The sequence below is a fragment of the Geobacter benzoatilyticus genome, from assembly GCF_017338855.1.
Taxonomy (GTDB): Bacteria; Desulfobacterota; Desulfuromonadia; order Geobacterales; family Geobacteraceae; genus Geobacter; species Geobacter benzoatilyticus.
Genome location: NZ_CP071382.1, coordinates 1,594,307 through 1,610,221, shown reverse-complemented (window position 1 = coordinate 1,610,221; position 15,915 = coordinate 1,594,307). Strand labels below are relative to the sequence as shown.

The following is a 15,915-nucleotide window of genomic DNA, read 5'->3' as shown; positions in this document are numbered from 1 at the left end:
CGCGCCATGATCGACACCGTCATCCACATTCTCCTCACACTGTTGTTTCCGCCGCTGCTGCTGGGGGTGATCAACCGGACCAAGGCCCTCTTTGCCGGCCGCACCGGACAGCCGCTCCTTCAGGCTTACTACGATCTGGCAAAGCTTGCGCGCAAGGGTACCGTCTTCAGCAGCACCACCAGCTGGGTCTTCCGGGCCGCGCCGGTGGCGGCCCTGGCGGCAACCGTCACAGCCTCGCTCCTGATCCCCCTGGGGGAACATCGCCCTCCCCTCTCCTTTAACGGCGACATGATCCTCTTTGCCTACCTCTTCGGACTGGCCCGCTTCTGCACCACGGCGGCAGCCCTGGACACCGGTTCCAGCTTTGAGGGGATGGGCGCGGCCCGGGAAGCCACCTTCGCCTGCCTGGCCGAGCCTGCTCTCTTTTTCTCCCTGGCGGTACTTGCGCGCCTCTCCGGCTCCCTCTCCCTGACCCCCATGCTAACCGGGACCGCAGCCACCTCATGGCTGTCGGCAGGCGCGTCGCTGCTGCTCCTGGTGGGAAGCCTTTTCATCGTCCTCCTGACGGAAAACTGCCGGGTCCCCTTCGACGACCCGACAACCCACCTGGAGCTGACCATGGTCCACGAAGTGATGGTGCTCGACCACAGCGGCCCCCTGTTCGGCGCCATCCTTTACGGAGCAGCCCTGAAGCTTTTCGTGCTGGGAGCCCTGTTCACCGACATCGCGCTCCCCTACTTCACCGGCATCCCCCTGGTTGACTGGGTGCTCTTCATTATCGCCATGCTGATGCTGGCAGTCGGAATCGGCATTGTGGAATCAATCATGGCGCGGCTCCAGCTTGCCAAGATTCCCCAGATGCTGGCAGCGTCCTGCATCCTGGCAGCATTCTCGCTGCTTCTCGTGTTGAGGTAGGCAATGAATTCCGTGGTGGATCAGTTGATAGTCCTTGTGATGCTCATAAACTTCGCCGCCCTGGGTTCAGGAAGGCTGACCGTCGCAATCCGCGCCGTGGCTTTTCAGGGGGTAATCCTCGGCATCCTCCCGATCCTCATCCACTCTTTCTCCTGGCACCTTGTTGCGATCACCGGCGGCCTCATTCTGGCAAAGGGGATCGTTATCCCGTGGCTTCTTAACGGGGCCATTGTCAAAGCGCGGATATCCAGGGAAATGGAACCCTATCTGGGATATGTGCCGACGCTCCTCATCGGAGCCATCATGACCGGACTATCCTTCGTATTTGCCGCGCGCCTTCCCCTGGCACCGGAGCATCAGGGGCTCCTCTTCGTGCCGGCAGCCATTGCCACGCTCCTTATCGGCTTCATCATGCTGGTGACCCGGCGCAAGGCCATTTCCCAGGTAATCGGCTACCTTATGCTGGAGAACGGCATCTTCCTCTTCGGCCTCCTGCTTACCGAAGCGATGCCGGTCATGGTGGAGGCCGGGGTACTGCTGGATCTTATCGTCGGCATCTTTGTCATGGGGATCATCATCAACCAGATCAGCCGCGAGTTTTCGTCCATTGACACGTCGCGCCTCACCACGCTCAGGGACTAGGAAATGATTGCCGGACTGCTGCTAATACCACTTTTGGGAGCCATCACCGCATGGTTCATCCCCTCCGACAGGGGGCGCCCGTGGGCACTCCCCATTACGGGGATACTGCATCTGGTCATGACGGTTGAGACGATACTCTCTCCCCCTGTGCCCACCCCGGGCCAGTGGCTCTATCTTGACGCCATAGGAAAGATCGTCCTCCTCTCCGTAAGCCTTCTCTTCCTTGCCAGCGCCCTCTATTCAGTGGGATACCTTGCCTACCGCCGGGAGCGGCCCAACCGGCTCCTCTGCACCATGCTGCTGGTCTGCCTTTCCGCCATGTCGCTGGTAGCCATCGCCCATCACCTGGGGCTCCTCTGGGTGGCCATCGAAACGACCACCCTCACCATGACCCCGCTGCTCTACTACAATCGCAACGCCCGCTCCATCGAGGCCACCTGGAAGTACATGCTCATCTGTTCCGTGGGGATCGCTCTGGCGCTCCTGGGGCTATTCTTCCTGGCCTACTGCACCGTAGTGGCCCGGATAGAGCCGACTCTCCTCCTGGAGCCGCTGGTTGCCAACGCCACGCTCCTCTCCCCCGCCTGGCTCAAGGCCGCCTTCGTGTTCATGCTGGTTGGATACGGAACCAAGATGGGGCTCGCGCCGCTCCACACTTGGAAGCCCGACGCCTACGGCGAGGCTCCGGGGCTAGTTGGCGGGCTCCTTGCCGGCGGGCTCGTGACCTGCTCGTTCGTGGGGCTCCTGCGAGCCTACCAGGTCTGCGCGGCGGCGGGGGGAATGACCTTCCACCGGGATTCCCTCGTCCTCATGGGGCTTTTGTCCATGGCCACGGCTGCCGTCTTCATGGCTCGCCAGGCAGACTTCAAGCGGATGCTCGCCTACTCCAGCGTGGAGCATGTGGGAATTCTGGCCGTGGCCCTGGGGCTCGGCAAGGGGGCGTTGGCCGGGGCGCTGCTCCACCTGGTGAACAACAGCCTCACCAAGGGGGTGCTCTTCCTTTCCGCCGGCAATATCCACCGCTCATACAACAGCAAGCGCTGCGAACAGGTACGGGGCGCGCTGCGGCGCCTTCCCTGGTCGGGATGGCTCTTCCTTGCCGGCTTCTTCGCCGTCACCGGCTCTCCCCCCTTCGGCCTCTTCGTAAGCGAATTTTCCATTGTCTCCAACGCCATGGCCCAGGGGGGAGAACTGGTCGGGGGGCTGATGCTCCTCTTTCTGGCGGCCATCTTCCTCGGCATGGCGCGAACGGTTCTGCCGGTGGTGATGGGCGAATCGAGCCGCATCGAGCATACCGATTACCGGGACACCTTCCTCACCGTCATGCCGCCGCTGGTGCTCATGGGTATCGTGCTCATGCTCGGGCTCTGGCTCCCTGAGCCCCTCAGGCTCCTCATCGCGGAAGGAACAGCCCTTCTGGGGGGAAATACGCCATGACCCGCACATTCTCCCTCACCTGTCTGCGCAACGGCGAGGCGGTACCCATAGCCTCGGTGCCGCTCCTCCCCATTGACCGGTTCCTCCAGGACATCATCGATGCCACCGACAGAGGCTGGCGGGTTTCCTCCCTTTTCGGAGTCCCCACCGACAGGGGCGCAACCCTCTGGTGTCTCATGACTGCGCCGGGCGACGCCCTTCTCGGGCTCATGCGGACCGAAGCCGAGAGAGCCTTCCCTTCCATCTGCCGCCTGGTCCCCCAGATCCACCTTTTCGAGCGGGAGATCGCGGAACAGTGCGGCATCACCCCGGAAGACCACCCCTGGCTGAAGCCGGTTCGCTTTCACCATCCCTTCATGCCGTCAAGGAGGGGAGACCGGGAGCCAGTTGCGGGCGACACGGAATTTTTCCGGGTGGAGGGGGAAGAAATTCACGAAGTTGCGGTGGGACCGGTCCACGCCGGCATCATCGAACCGGGGCACTTCCGCTTCCAATGCCACGGCGAAGAGGTCTTCAGCCTGGAAATCTCCCTCGGCTACCAGCACCGGGGAGTAGAACAAGGACTCATCGGAGGGCCGTACCCGAAAACCATCTTCCAGATGGAGACCATCGCGGGAGACACCACCATCGGCCACTCCCTTGCCTACGCCATGGTTATGGAAGCCCTCGGCAATACGGTCCCGTCGGCCAGAGCCGAGGCAATCCGCGCCATCGCCCTGGAACTGGAACGGCTCGCCAACCACGCCGGCGACCTGGGGGCATTGGCCGGAGACGTGGCATACCTTCCCACATCCTCCTTCTGCGGCCGGATCCGTGGGGATTTCCTCAACATGACGGCCCACATCTGCGGAAGCCGTTTCGGCAGGGGGCTTATCCGCCCCGGAGGCGTCGGTTTCGATCCGGGAGCGCAACAGGCCGGCGAACTCCTCCACCGGATCGCCATTGGCGGCGATGAGCTGGAGAACGCCATAGGCCTGCTCTGGGAAACCCAATCGGTCATGGCCCGCTTCGAGGGGACAGGGCGCGTGACCCGCGAGACGGCAAAGGAGATCGGGCTCGTGGGGCCGGCGGCACGGGCATGCGGCATAGAGCGCGACATACGGAAAGATCACCCCTTCGGCATCTACGGAGTAAGCCCCATAAGCGTGATTACAGAGGAAAGCGGCGACGTTTTTGCCCGGGCCCATGTCCGGTGGCGCGAAGCGCAGGAGTCGCTCAACTTCGTCACCGAACAGCTCCGGCAGCTTCCTGACGGAACGCCTTGCGCAGATCCGCCCCCCCCTGCGCCGGACAGCGTGGCGGTGGCCCTGACCGAGGGATGGCGTGGGGAGATATGCCACGTGGCCATTACCGGCGCCACCGGCCGGTTTGTCCGCTACAAGGTGGTCGATCCGTCTTTTCACAACTGGACCGGCCTCGCCATGGCCCTGCGCAACCAGCAGATCTCCGACTTTCCCCTCTGCAACAAAAGCTTTAATCTCTCCTATTGCGGATTCGATCTGTGATATAAAAGAAAGGTTTGTTCTTTCAATCCATCCAACAGAGGCAACCAGTGCAGAAAAAAGACAAGTCCGACTACATGATCCTCGCCGTCTCCCACGCCCTTGACCTCCTGGAACAGTTCCACGGTGAGGGGACCCCCGAACTCGGCGTAACGGAGCTCGCAAAGCGGCTCAAACTTCACAAGAACAATGTATTCCGGCTCCTGGCCACCCTGGAGGCCAGGGGGTATGTGGAGCAGAACCGTATTACCGGCAACTACCGGCTCGGGCTCAAGACCCTGGAAATCCGCCAGACCATGATCCGCCAGATGGCGCTCCTCCCCTACGCGAAACCGGTTCTGGAAGAACTGGTCCGGGAATGCGACGAAACCGCCTACGTATGCGTTCTGAAGGAAAACCTGAGCACCTATCTCTATGGCGTCGAGAGCCGCGCCACGGTCCGGGTCGTCTCACGGCTCGGCTCCCGGCTTCCCGCCTATTGCACCTCCGCCGGGAAGGTGCTGCTGGCATCCCTTCCCGAGGCGGAGCTGGGGCGATATCTGAAGCGTACGGAGCTTGTCCCCTTCACTCCCAACACCATCACTGACGGGAACCGGCTCCGGGAGCACCTGAAGGAAATAGCCGCCGCCGGCTACGCCATTGACAACGAAGAGCTGGAGCTTGGCGTCCGGGGAGTGGCTGCTCCGGTCCTTGATTACCGGGCCGTGGCCGTAGGATCCGTCATCATATCAGGGCCGGCCATGCGGCTCTCGGACGAGCGGATCTCGGCCGAACTGATCCCCATGGCGCAAAAGGCCGCCGAGACCGTCTCGGTAAAACTGGGATACGCCGGAGCACCGATCGACTAACTGCTCCGCCGTGGAGGCGCTTCATGTTCAAAGCACTCTTCGCCAGATACCGCCAGGGATACAGGACCATCTCCTACCCCGAGGGGCCGGCCCGCCTGCCGGAACTCTTCCGGGGGGCTCCGCTCCTTGCCCCGGAAAAGTGCCCGGAGGAGTGCAGCAGTTGCGCCAAGGCCTGTCCCCACGGCGCCATAACAACCGGGACCGGGGACCAGGGACCGGGGACCGAAAAAACCCTCTCACTCGACATGGGGAAGTGCCTCTTCTGCGCGGAATGCAGCGCCGCCTGCCCCAACGGAGCGATTTCATTCACCAGCGACCATCGCTTGGCGGTGAACCGGCGGGAGGATTTGATTGTCCGGGCAGGGGAGGTCCGCAGACTTGCCGCCCCCCTGGACGAGAAGAGGCGCGTGCTCTTCGCCCGCTCCCTCAAGCTCCGGGAGGTATCCGCCGGGGGGTGCAACGCCTGCGAGGCCGACACCAACGTCCTTTCCACCATCGGCTTCGACCTGGGGCGTTTCGGCATCCAGTTCGTGGCCTCACCCCGCCACGCTGACGGCATTTTCATCACCGGCCCGGTGACCGAAAACATGCGGTTCGCCCTCATCAAAACCTGGGAGGCGATCCCCGAACCGAAGATCGCCATCGCCGCCGGCGCCTGCGCCATCAACGGCGGCCCCTTCATGGACTCTCCCGCAATCCACAACGGCTGTGACAGCCTCATTCCCATCGACCTCTGCATCCCCGGCTGCCCCCCGCATCCCCTCACCATCCTTGACGGTCTCCTGCGGCTTCTCGGAAGGCTGGAGGAGTAAACGTCCTCCAGCCTTCCGGCATAAAAAAACGCGGCGGGATTTCCCGTCGCGTCCGTGTTGTCATCTGCCGCCGTACTTGCTCTGTCCTACTCCTCCATCCCCTTCCCCATTTTCAACCGGACCACCAGTTGGGCCACCATGTCAAGGACCACGAAGGCTGTCACCACCGCGAGCATGACGCCGTTCTGCCGGAAGTAGCCGTAACAGTTGAAGAACATGTAGAGCGCAACCACCCCCCCGAGCATGGTCCGCATGCTGCGCACCGACAGCTCCGCAGTTTCCGAGTCCGGGGTAAAGCGGCGCATGAGCGCCGGCGCCACATGGTAGCCGATGGCGGCATCAACAAGGGTGAGGATGAGGTTGATAATGAAGAGTGGTAAAAGGTAGTCGTTCATGGCTATTAGATTTTATTTATAAACACTTCACGGGGCTTGCTGGTGCCGTCGCTCGGACCCACGATACCTTCCTGCTCCATCCGCTCGATGATGCGGGCGGCGCGGTTGTAGCCGATCCGCAGGCGGCGCTGGACCATGGATATGGATGCCTGGCGCGTCTCGGCCACCAGGGCAACGGCATCGTCGTACCGCTCGTCGATCAGGTCCTCGTCCCCTCCGGAGCCGGAACCGCTCTCCTCTTTCATCTCCAGTATCGATTTGTCGTAGACCGGTTTCCCCTGTTTCTTGAGGAAGTCCACCACCCGCTGCACCTCGGCGTCGGAGACGAAGGCCCCGTGAACCCGCTGCATCTTGGCGGTTCCCGGCGGGAGGAAGAGCATGTCGCCGGCTCCCAGGAGCGACTCGGCGCCGTTGGTGTCGAGGATGGTCCGGGAGTCGATCTTGGAGGAGACCTGGAAGGATATCCGGGCCGGGAAGTTGGCCTTGATGAGGCCGGTGATGACATCCACCGACGGCCGCTGGGTGGCGAGGATGAGATGGATGCCGGCGGCCCGGGCCATCTGGGCCAGGCGCGCGATGGACTCTTCGATCTCCCGGCCAGCCACCATCATGAGATCAGCCAGCTCGTCCACGATGACGACGATGAACGGCAGGTGCCCGTGTTCCAACTCCTCCTGCTTGTCCAGGAACTGCTGGATCGCCTCTTCCTCGTCGGGAGTCTCCTCCACAACGTCGTCCAGCACCACCGTCCCCTGGGCCTTTAGATCCTCGGCCTCCTTCTCCTCCTTTTCCAGGAACTGGTTATAGGAGCTGATGTTCCGCACCCCCTTGTCGGCCATGAGACGGTAGCGGCGCCCCATCTCCTCCACGGCCCACTTGAGGGCCAGGGAGGCCTTCTTGGGATTGGTTACCACGGGGAGGAGCAGGTGCGGAATCCCCTCGTAGATGGAGAGTTCCAGCATCTTCGGGTCCACCATGATCACCCGCACGTCCTTGGGGGTTGCGGTATAGAGGAGCGACAGGATCATGGTGTTGATGGAAACGGACTTGCCGCTACCGGTGGCACCGGCCACGAGCAAATGGGGCATCTTGGCGAGATCGGCCACCACCGGGGCTCCGGCGATGTCCTTCCCCAGGGCCAGGGGAAGCTTCATCTTGCTGCCATGGAAGTCGTCGCCGTTGAAGATCTCCTTGAGGAATACCATCTCCCGTTCACGGTTCGGAATCTCGATGCCGACCACCCCTTTACCGGGAATGGGGGCCACTATCCGGATCGACATGGACTGGAGCGCCATGGATAGATCGTCGGAGAGGGACGCTATCCGGCTCACCTTGATGCCGGGACCGGGCGCGAACTCGTACATGGTGATGACGGGACCGGGGCAGATTTCCACCACCTCGCCGTCGATGCCGAAATCCTTGAATTTCTTCTCCAGGAGCCGGGCATTCATGGTGAGGATATCGCGGTCGAGGCGCTTCTCGGTGGCGGGAGGGGTGTCGAGGAGCGACAAGGGCGGCGTCCGGTGATCCCCCTCGCTCTTGATGAAGTCGAAGGCCTCCTGGAGCGGGGCGGCCTTGGCCTCTTCCTTTTTCTTTTCCTTCTTCTGAACCGGTGGCGAAGGGGGAACCGCCACATGAACCGGCTTGATCTCCGGAGCCTTCTTCTTCTCGGGCTTCGCCCCGGCATCCAGGAGCTGGCGGTTCAGCTCCCGGCGCTCCCGGCTGCGGGCCCAGCGCTCCTTCAGGTTTGCAAACCACCAGTCGGCGAAAAGAACGAAGGAGAACCGGGAAAGCACCATGGCCGAAGCGGCCAGGAGCGGGAGAATAATGAGAATGGCTCCGGTGGTGCCGAAGTAGGTCTTGAGGAAGGAGGCCGTTTTGTAGCCGACGGCACCGCCGGTAAGAACCGGCTGCCCCAGGAATACGGTTTTCTCCAGGTTGAAGGCGAACAGCGCCGACAGGGAGATTAGGAGCGCCGCAAATGCAAGCCCCTTGTAGGACTTCCACCGCAGTTCCTTGAAGCGCAGAAGTTTGTAGGAGAGGAAGAGGAGCCCGAATGGTATGGCATAGGAAGCCAGCCCGAAGACCTGGAGAAGCAAATCCGAGAGATCGGCGCCGAGACGGCCGCTGAAGTTGCGGAGTTCCCCCTCTGACGAATAGGTATTGAAGGACTGGTCGCCGGCATTGAACGACAACAGCGCGATGAGGATGAAAAGCCCCAGCGCACCCAGGGCCATCCCCTGGATTTCCTTCTTCAGTTTTTCTTTTTTGTCGATCTGCTTGTCTGTTTCCGTCATAGATATTTCGCATGAGCGATGCTTATGATCGCCCGCCTGCCGTAATCAGGGCAAATGCTCCGCCCCTACATCTCCAGTATCAGCGGCAGAATCACCGGCCGCCGCTCGATGGTCTTATTGAAAAAGCGCCGCAGAACGCGCCGCACTTCCTGCTTCACTTCGCCCCAGTCGTTAAGGACCTCGGGGGCCATCCCGGCCAGCAGGTCCAGGACGATTTTCTTCGTCTCGTCCAGGTACTCCTGACTCTCATCCTCAAAGACAAACCCGCGGGAAACGATGTCGGGGCCGTAGATGACCTCCCCCGTCTGCTGGTTGATGGCGATGATGACCACCACCATCCCATCCTCCGAGAGGTGTTTGCGGTCCTTCAGAACCACCTCCCCCACATCGCCGATCCCCTTGCCGTCAATGAATACCCGGCCGTTTTCCACGGAGCCGGCCACCTCCGCTTCTCCGCCGGCAAAGCGGATGACCGCGCCATTCTCAACGACCATGCAGTTCTCTTCGGGGACCCCGACCCGCTGGGCCAGCCGTGCATGTTTCACCAGGTGGCGGTATTCGCCGTGGACCGGTACGAAAAATTTGGGGCGCACCAGGTTGAGCATCAGTTTCAGCTCTTCCTGGGAGGCATGCCCCGACACGTGGACCTCGGATACCTTTTCGTGGTAGACCTCGGCCCCCCGGCGGTAGAGGTGGTTGATGAGGTCGGAGATAGTCTTCTCGTTTCCGGGGATGAAGCGGGAGGAGAGGATTACCGTGTCCCCCGCTTCAAGCTTTATCTGCTTGTGGTCGTCCATGGCAATCCGGGTCAGGGCGCTCATGGGCTCTCCCTGGGAGCCGGTGGTGATCATGCAGACCTGTTCGGGGGGAAGGTGGGGCATCTCCCGGACATCGGTGAGGATTTCGTCGGGAATCCGCAGGTAACCCAACTGGCGGGCGATGGCCACGTTGGCCACCATGGAGCGGCCGTTCAGGAGGACCTTCCGGCCGCAGCGGGCCGCGGCGTCCACCGCCTGCTGCACCCGGTGGACGTTGCTGGAGAAGGCGGCCACGATGACCCGCCCCGGACACCGTGGGAATATCTCGTCGAAAGCCTCCCCCACAAGCCGCTCCGACAGGGTGTACCCCTCCCGCTCCACGTTGGTGGAGTCGGAAAAAAGCGCCAGCACGCCTCCGGCGCCATAGCGGGCGAAGGAAACAAGGTCCGTTAGCTCCCCGTCCACCGGAGTCTGGTCAACCTTGAAATCGCCGGTATGGATCACCACCCCCTCGGGGGTCCTGATCGCCAGGGCGCAACCATCGACGATGGAATGGGAGACCCGGATGAATTCCACCTTGAAGGGGCCGACCGTCACCGATTCCCGCGGTTTCACCACGTTCAGGTCCACGGCGCTGTCCAGGTCGAACTCCTTCAGCTTTTCGCGAACGAAGCCGAGGGTGAGGGCCGTGCCGTAAAGGGGTACGGGGAGCTCCGGAAGAACATAGGGGAGCGCGCCGATGTGGTCCTCGTGGCCGTGGGTGAGGAAGATGCCCCGGACACGGTCGGCCCGGTCCCGCAGATAGGTGATGTCGGGGATGACGATATCGATGCCCAGCATGCTCGGTTCGGGGAACATGAGGCCACAGTCGACCACGATGATATCGTCGCCATGCTCATAGACCATCATATTGAGGCCTATCTCCCCCACCCCCCCCAAGGGGATGACGCGCAGGCCGTCTGAGTGGTTCAGTTCTGTATCCATGGTCCCTTACTTCGGCACGGCCGGGGCATATCCCTGCCGTGAGAGAATCTCGGCTATCTTGCGGTCGCATTCAGCGATCCACGTTTTGCCCGGCTGTACGAGCCACCGGGCGGCGTAAAAGGAACTCCGCAACGAGCGATAGGCAATGAGAGCTCGATCCATGTCACCGGCCTGCTCGAAGCCTTCCCCCATCTCCCAGAGGCGTCGGGCCGAGCTTTCCACAAGGGAGCTCCCCGGAGTGTACATGTGGATGGCGGCCTCATATCCGGCAATTGCCGCCATGTAATCCCGTGCCGCAAGAGCCGCCTCGCCCCGGTAAAACTGGGTGCGCTGCCGCCACCAGGTATTCCCCCCGATAAGCAGAAGGGAAATGACGGCGATCACTGTGACGTTGGCAACGATGTTATTTGTTCGTTCGCTCACTGGTCCCTATCCGAAAAAACCCGGCACAACGGCAAGAAGAGCACCCAGCAGGAGGGCAACAAGGCCGCAAAGCACGGCAAAGGCCGCAAGGATGTCCCATGGCCTTGCCAGCCGGTGGGCCGCAGGTAATCCCCAGGCCACGGCCATGAATCCTATCGCGATAAGTGCCAGGGCAAGCAATTGCATCCTAAAGCTCCAGCCCGGCCTGGATTGCGGCCCGGACCCGATCCATGAGCGGTTGTCCCTTGAGTGCCCCATTGCCGGATGTGGGGATCGGCGCACCGAACCGGACTGATATTTCCGCACCCCACACAAGGCTCAAGGTGTTACGGGGGTTCACCCGCATGCTGCCATTGATGGTAAAGGGAATGATGGGCACCCCCGCCCGCTCCGCCAGGATGAAGCCCCCTTTTTTGAAGGGGAGGAGGGAACCATCGGCGGTCCGGGTCCCTTCGGGAAAGACGATGACACTGGCCCCGGCCCGGATCCTCTGTGCCGCAGCATCGAGGCTCCGCAAGGCCTTGCGGCCGTCGCTGCGGTTCACCGGAATGTAGCCGGCCCGAAGCATTGCAGTGCCGAAAAGGGGGATACGAAAAAGCTCTTCCTTGGCCAGCCAGGAGAACCGGCGCGGGATGACCCGGGAAAGGACCAGGATATCGAAGTTCCCCTGGTGGTTCCCCATGAAGATGACCGGCTCCCCCGCCGGCACCTGTTCCGTACCGGTCACCCGCAGGCGGACACCGGCCATCATGAGGCCGGCGCGGCTCCAGGCAAGGGCGCACCGGTGAGCTGAACCGCCCCGGGAATCAATGAGACCGCCAAGCATGGCAAGCAGGCTGAAAAAGCCGGTTACCGGCACAAAAAAAAGCAGATAAATCAAACCGTTAAGCATGAGTGGCTCCGGACGTAAATCCGTTTAACCTTACTGTTTTTTCCCCGGTTCGTCAAACCAAATATAGCTTGCCAGAGCCCCCCCTATTCCTATACACTGCAACGGTTTCCGGCACAAATCAACGCCCCGAAGGAGGGCTCCCATGGCGAGTCTCAACAAGGTAATGCTCATCGGCAATCTCGGGAAGGACCCCGAGGTCCGCTACACTACGGGCGGCACGGCAGTGGCCAGCTTCTCCATCGCCACCAGCGAGAAATTCAAGAACAGGAACGGCGAGTTCGAAGAGAGGACCGAGTGGCACAACGTGGTCCTCTGGGGCCGCCAGGCGGAAATCGCCGGCGAATACCTGGCAAAAGGGCGGACCGTATACATTGAAGGACGGCTCCAGACCCGCAAGTGGCAGGACAAGGACGGACGCGACCGCTGGTCCACCGAAGTGGTGGGTGAGCGGATGCAGATGCTCGGCGGCAAGGGCGAGGGAGGCGGCGGGCGCTCCGGCGGCCGCGGCGGTCAGGAAGGCGGTTTCGGCGGCGGCCCGGCCTACGACGAGCCGGCCTTCAACCCCGATGACGATATCCCGTTCTAGAACACATATTTCCAGCCCCCTCTGAACACAGAAAGCCGCCGTTCTCGATAACGGCGGCTTTCGTGCGTTCAGCCTTAATTCCGGGACTCTTTTCAGACCATTGTCCCAAACTCCTTCTCAACCTGGCGGGAATCTTTCTCAAGCATGGCGTGGACATGCTGCGACATGGGGTCGGGGAAAATGTACTCGTCCCCCTTCTCCACGCCGGCAAGGATAGCAGCGGCAACCTGCTCCGGCGTGGTCTTGGGCATCTCCTGCCCCGCCGTCATCTTCGTGTCCACCGGGCCGGGGTAGACGCCGATCACCCGGATGCCACGGGGCGCCAGTTCTGCGCGGAGCCCCTGCAACAGGGAGTGCCCCGCTGCCTTCGATGCGCAATAGGTTCCGTTGACGGGAAGATTGACCAGTCCGATGATGGAGCAGACATTCACGATGGCCCCGCCGCCCCGGGAGGCCAGTATCGGCGCGAAAGCCCGACACATGGCCAGGGTGCCAAAGTAGTTGACCTCCATCTCCACCCTGGCTTGCTCTATGGCGTCGGACACCATGAAACCCACACACCGGTTGACTCCGGCGTTATTGATGACCATGTCCACGTCCCGGCACAGCTCCGCAACCCCTGCCACACTGGAGGAATCAGTCACATCCAGCCGGACTGCAACAACCCTCGGGTCGCCGCTGTGGGCCAATTCCGTCACGGCGTCGGCGCTTCGGGCAGCGGCATAGACCTTTGCCACCCCCTTGTCAAGCAACGCCCCCACCAGCGCTCCGCCGATACCGCCGTTGGCGCCGGTTACCAATACGATTTTCCCTTTGATATCCATGCTAGTTTCCTTTCTTGCCCTGCACCGAACACGTTGCGAAGACAGAGCAGCACCCCAAAGATGGGCAGTTTACATCAAGACATCCGGCTAATGTTTTTGAGCGGAACCCCTTCGCAGTAAATCCCTTGAATCTCAGACAGGGCATTGGGCACCCCGATCTTCCCAATACCCCTGGCAATCCGCGTCTCCACTCCGGCCGTCGGCATGGGCGTCTGCGGCCACCCCCTGTCCAAGAGCGGCGTAGAATACAGTGGAAACATCCGCCAGGGCCGTCGCGATGGGCTCCTTCCGCCGAACGGCGTCGGCCAGACTGCGCAGGGCCTCGCCGATGCCGTTCGGCGGCTGCTGGAGTTGCACGATGCATTTCCCCATGGCCAGGGCGGCAAGCCCCCCTTCCACCGCTGCCAGGTGGTCGGCGTCATAGCGCGTTGCCATGGAAACCATGCGAATCACCCGGTGATGCATCCGCGCCTGCAACCGTTCCTTCGCCGCGGGAGAATCGGCCGCGGCCAGGCGTTCAAGGTCGCCCACGATGGCTGCCAGCAGGGAGCGGAGGCGAATCGCCGGATTGATGGGAACCAGGTACCGGTAGGCGATCCAGGCGCTCCCGACCCCCATCACCATGGCCACTGCGCCAAGGGCCAGATCGACTGGAAGTACGGAGATGGGGACTCCCGGCTGGGCTACGAAGATGAAAAAGAGCGTGGCATCGGTGGCGCCGATGGCTGTTCGCCGGTACGACATGGCAAGGACGCCGAGGAAAATGAACGGAGCTATGGTGGCGGCCATGGCCAGAGGCTCGGTCGTCCCTGAAAGGAACGAGATCCGGCAGAGAACGGCGGCAGCCGACCCGATTGCCGCGCCGCAGAAAATCTGACCCACGAAATTGGCGGGATGCTCCTTGGTGGAAAAGATGCTGATCATGATGGATATGGCCATCAGCATCAGGGGTCCCTTTGTCCATCCGGTGAGGGACCAGATGACCCCCACCGCACCGATGGTCCCGAAGGCGCGAAGGGCGGCCCTGCGGGCCTCCCGCCAATCCCGGTGATGTATGAACTGAGCAGATGGGCGCGGATCAGTTGCATCGGCCAGGGTACCGTAACCGGACAGAACCGGCCGGAGCGAGGCTACTATTTCGCTCAGAGATTCCCCCATCATGGGAAAGCGCGTCCGCGCCTCGGCCGCTGCCGCCGTCATTTCAGCGGTGCAGTTCACCACCACTGCACTTTCCAACTTGCAGGCGACCTCTTCCAGGTGCCGGGCAAGGCGGTCCCGCCAGTAGCTTTGGCCTTGCTCCCCGGCATCGCGCCGGACAAGCCCCTCGCTCGCCATCCGCCCCACGGCCAGAAGCGAAAGGAGCGACGCCACAAGATTCTGCGCATGGCGCCTGCGCTTTTTCAGCCGCAGCGACCCCGCCCCCACCACATCCAGCAACCCCTCGATCTCCGCAATCTCCATAAGGATATCCTGCTCATGCCGAACAAGGGTTCTCCCCGGTCCCTGACGCAGCAGCAGCGCCAGCCATGCGACACTGTCCGCCGCAACCCGGCGTAGGCGGTCTTCAAACTCGTCTCCCGAGTGGCGGGGGATAAAGAGGGCGGTCACCGCCGTTGAAACGATGATGCCGACAACGATGCAGGCTATCCTCCCGAAGGCAATGCCGACGAGGTGCGGGGGGTTCTGATAGCCGCTCATGGCCACCACCACGCAGGTGCATGCCGCCATCAGGAAGGCATAGGAGCGAAGCCCGTACAGGAGATTGCCTACGCCCACGCACGCTGCAACCCAGAGGGAGAGAGCAATGGTAAGCACCATGGGGGAACTGGTAGAGAGGAGGAGCAGAAGCCCCGCCGCGGCGCCGACAACCGTGCCGACCAGGCGATAGTAGCTTTTCTCGAGCAGAAGCCCCCTGGTGGGCTGGATCACGATTAAAGCCGTCATTGCCGCCCAGTATGGGTTTTCCAGCTTCAGAAAGATGGCGACCCCCAAAGCCGCGAGGGCTGCTGCCATGCCCCTGACGGCAAAGACCAGGTGCGACCGGTGCCGGCCGACAAAGCGGGTAATGGCGGCCGACATCAACGTTTTCCCCTCCGCCGGGCGACGTCCACCGCGGACTCCAGGCGCCCGATAAATTCCGCAAGCTGGACTATGTCACCATCGCTGAAAGGACTCAGCAACTCCCCCTCAAGGACCGTAACCGTTTCCCGGATCCGCTCCACGATCTCCCGTCCCTCGGACGTCAGGCGAAGGAGCTTCGCCCTGCGGTCCGTGGCATCCTCCGACCGCTCAATGAGCCCCTTGGCGACAAGGGTGTCTAGGAGCCGCACGAGGGAGGGACCCTCGATGCCGACGGAGGCCGCCAAATCTTTCTGGCGGGTGCCATCCCCGAGGAAAGCGAGGTGCAGGAGGGGGCGCCACGTGGCGTCAGTCAGCCCTGCGGACTGGAAATCGGCGTCCAGAACCTGGCGCCAATGACGGGCCATGAGCCCGAGCCGATACATGAGGTTGCCGCGATCGATTGCCTGCGTAAATATGTTCATATGGAATTAATAGCATGCTACTTATTTGCCTACAATCAATTTTTCAACTATACTGGA

The 15,915-nt window shown here is 62.1% G+C and carries 16 protein-coding genes; 7 read left to right on the top strand and 9 right to left on the bottom strand.

Going from position 1 to position 15,915, the window contains the following annotated elements:
• The first annotated feature begins 6 nt into the window (after nucleotides 1–6).
• Genes JZM60_RS07535 through JZM60_RS07510 form a run of 6 tightly spaced genes read left to right on the top strand, consistent with a single transcriptional unit; the run spans nucleotide 7 to nucleotide 6,156 of the window.
• Nucleotides 7–915, top strand: a complete 909-nt coding sequence (locus tag JZM60_RS07535; protein WP_207165034.1) for a respiratory chain complex I subunit 1 family protein — start codon at nucleotides 7–9, stop codon at nucleotides 913–915.
• A gap of 3 nt (nucleotides 916–918) precedes the next feature.
• On the top strand, nucleotides 919–1,557 hold the full coding sequence (locus JZM60_RS07530; RefSeq protein ID WP_207165032.1) for a hydrogenase: 639 nt from the start codon (nucleotides 919–921) through the stop codon (nucleotides 1,555–1,557).
• Nucleotides 1,558–1,560: 3 nt separating this feature from the next.
• Entirely contained in the window at nucleotides 1,561–2,994 is a 1,434-nt protein-coding gene (locus JZM60_RS07525; protein ID WP_207165030.1) for a proton-conducting transporter transmembrane domain-containing protein, read from the top strand.
• Complete coding sequence (locus JZM60_RS07520; protein WP_207165028.1) at nucleotides 2,991–4,499, top strand: hydrogenase large subunit; 1,509 nt, start codon at nucleotides 2,991–2,993, stop codon at nucleotides 4,497–4,499. The genes JZM60_RS07525 and JZM60_RS07520 overlap by 4 nt, the downstream gene beginning before the upstream one ends.
• A 47-nt stretch (nucleotides 4,500–4,546) precedes the next feature.
• Complete coding sequence (locus JZM60_RS07515) at nucleotides 4,547–5,344, top strand: IclR family transcriptional regulator (protein ID WP_207165026.1); 798 nt, start codon at nucleotides 4,547–4,549, stop codon at nucleotides 5,342–5,344.
• A gap of 23 nt (nucleotides 5,345–5,367) precedes the next feature.
• Nucleotides 5,368–6,156, top strand: coding sequence for an NADH-quinone oxidoreductase subunit B family protein (locus JZM60_RS07510; protein WP_207165024.1), 789 nt, complete (start codon nucleotides 5,368–5,370; stop codon nucleotides 6,154–6,156).
• A gap of 86 nt (nucleotides 6,157–6,242) precedes the next feature.
• Here JZM60_RS07510 and JZM60_RS07505 read toward each other — a convergent pair whose 3' ends face one another.
• From JZM60_RS07505 to JZM60_RS07480, 6 genes are all read right to left on the bottom strand, one after another.
• Entirely contained in the window at nucleotides 6,243–6,551 is a 309-nt protein-coding gene (locus tag JZM60_RS07505; protein WP_207165022.1) for an MATE family efflux transporter, read from the bottom strand.
• Nucleotides 6,552–6,556: 5 nt separating this feature from the next.
• On the bottom strand, nucleotides 6,557–8,848 hold the full coding sequence (locus tag JZM60_RS07500; protein WP_207165020.1) for a DNA translocase FtsK: 2,292 nt from the start codon (nucleotides 8,846–8,848) through the stop codon (nucleotides 6,557–6,559).
• A gap of 65 nt (nucleotides 8,849–8,913) precedes the next feature.
• Entirely contained in the window at nucleotides 8,914–10,590 is a 1,677-nt protein-coding gene (locus JZM60_RS07495; protein ID WP_207165018.1) for a ribonuclease J, read from the bottom strand.
• Nucleotides 10,591–10,596: 6 nt separating this feature from the next.
• Complete coding sequence (locus JZM60_RS07490; RefSeq protein WP_207165016.1) at nucleotides 10,597–11,013, bottom strand: tetratricopeptide repeat protein; 417 nt, start codon at nucleotides 11,011–11,013, stop codon at nucleotides 10,597–10,599.
• Between the two features lie 6 nt (nucleotides 11,014–11,019).
• A complete protein-coding gene (locus tag JZM60_RS07485; protein WP_207165014.1) occupies nucleotides 11,020–11,199 on the bottom strand; it encodes a hypothetical protein in 180 nt (59 codons plus the stop codon).
• 1 nt (nucleotide 11,200) lies between these two features.
• Entirely contained in the window at nucleotides 11,201–11,905 is a 705-nt protein-coding gene (locus tag JZM60_RS07480; RefSeq protein WP_207165012.1) for a lysophospholipid acyltransferase family protein, read from the bottom strand.
• Nucleotides 11,906–12,047: 142 nt separating this feature from the next.
• Here JZM60_RS07480 and JZM60_RS07475 point away from each other — a divergent pair, with 142 nt between their 5' ends.
• A complete protein-coding gene (locus JZM60_RS07475; RefSeq protein ID WP_207165010.1) occupies nucleotides 12,048–12,491 on the top strand; it encodes a single-stranded DNA-binding protein in 444 nt (147 codons plus the stop codon).
• Between the two features lie 92 nt (nucleotides 12,492–12,583).
• Here JZM60_RS07475 and JZM60_RS07470 read toward each other — a convergent pair whose 3' ends face one another.
• The 3 genes from JZM60_RS07470 to JZM60_RS07460 all read right to left on the bottom strand — a co-directional run bounded on the left by JZM60_RS07470 (nucleotide 12,584) and on the right by JZM60_RS07460 (nucleotide 15,858).
• Nucleotides 12,584–13,315, bottom strand: a complete 732-nt coding sequence (locus JZM60_RS07470) for an SDR family oxidoreductase (protein ID WP_207165007.1) — start codon at nucleotides 13,313–13,315, stop codon at nucleotides 12,584–12,586.
• Nucleotides 13,316–13,447: 132 nt separating this feature from the next.
• The gene (locus JZM60_RS07465) at nucleotides 13,448–15,394 is read right to left on the bottom strand and encodes an FUSC family protein (RefSeq protein WP_207165005.1); all 1,947 of its coding nucleotides are present in this window, start codon (nucleotides 15,392–15,394) and stop codon (nucleotides 13,448–13,450) included.
• The gene (locus JZM60_RS07460) at nucleotides 15,394–15,858 is read right to left on the bottom strand and encodes a MarR family winged helix-turn-helix transcriptional regulator (protein WP_207165003.1); all 465 of its coding nucleotides are present in this window, start codon (nucleotides 15,856–15,858) and stop codon (nucleotides 15,394–15,396) included. The genes JZM60_RS07465 and JZM60_RS07460 overlap by 1 nt, the downstream gene beginning before the upstream one ends.
• Between the last annotated feature and the right edge of the window lie 57 nt (nucleotides 15,859–15,915).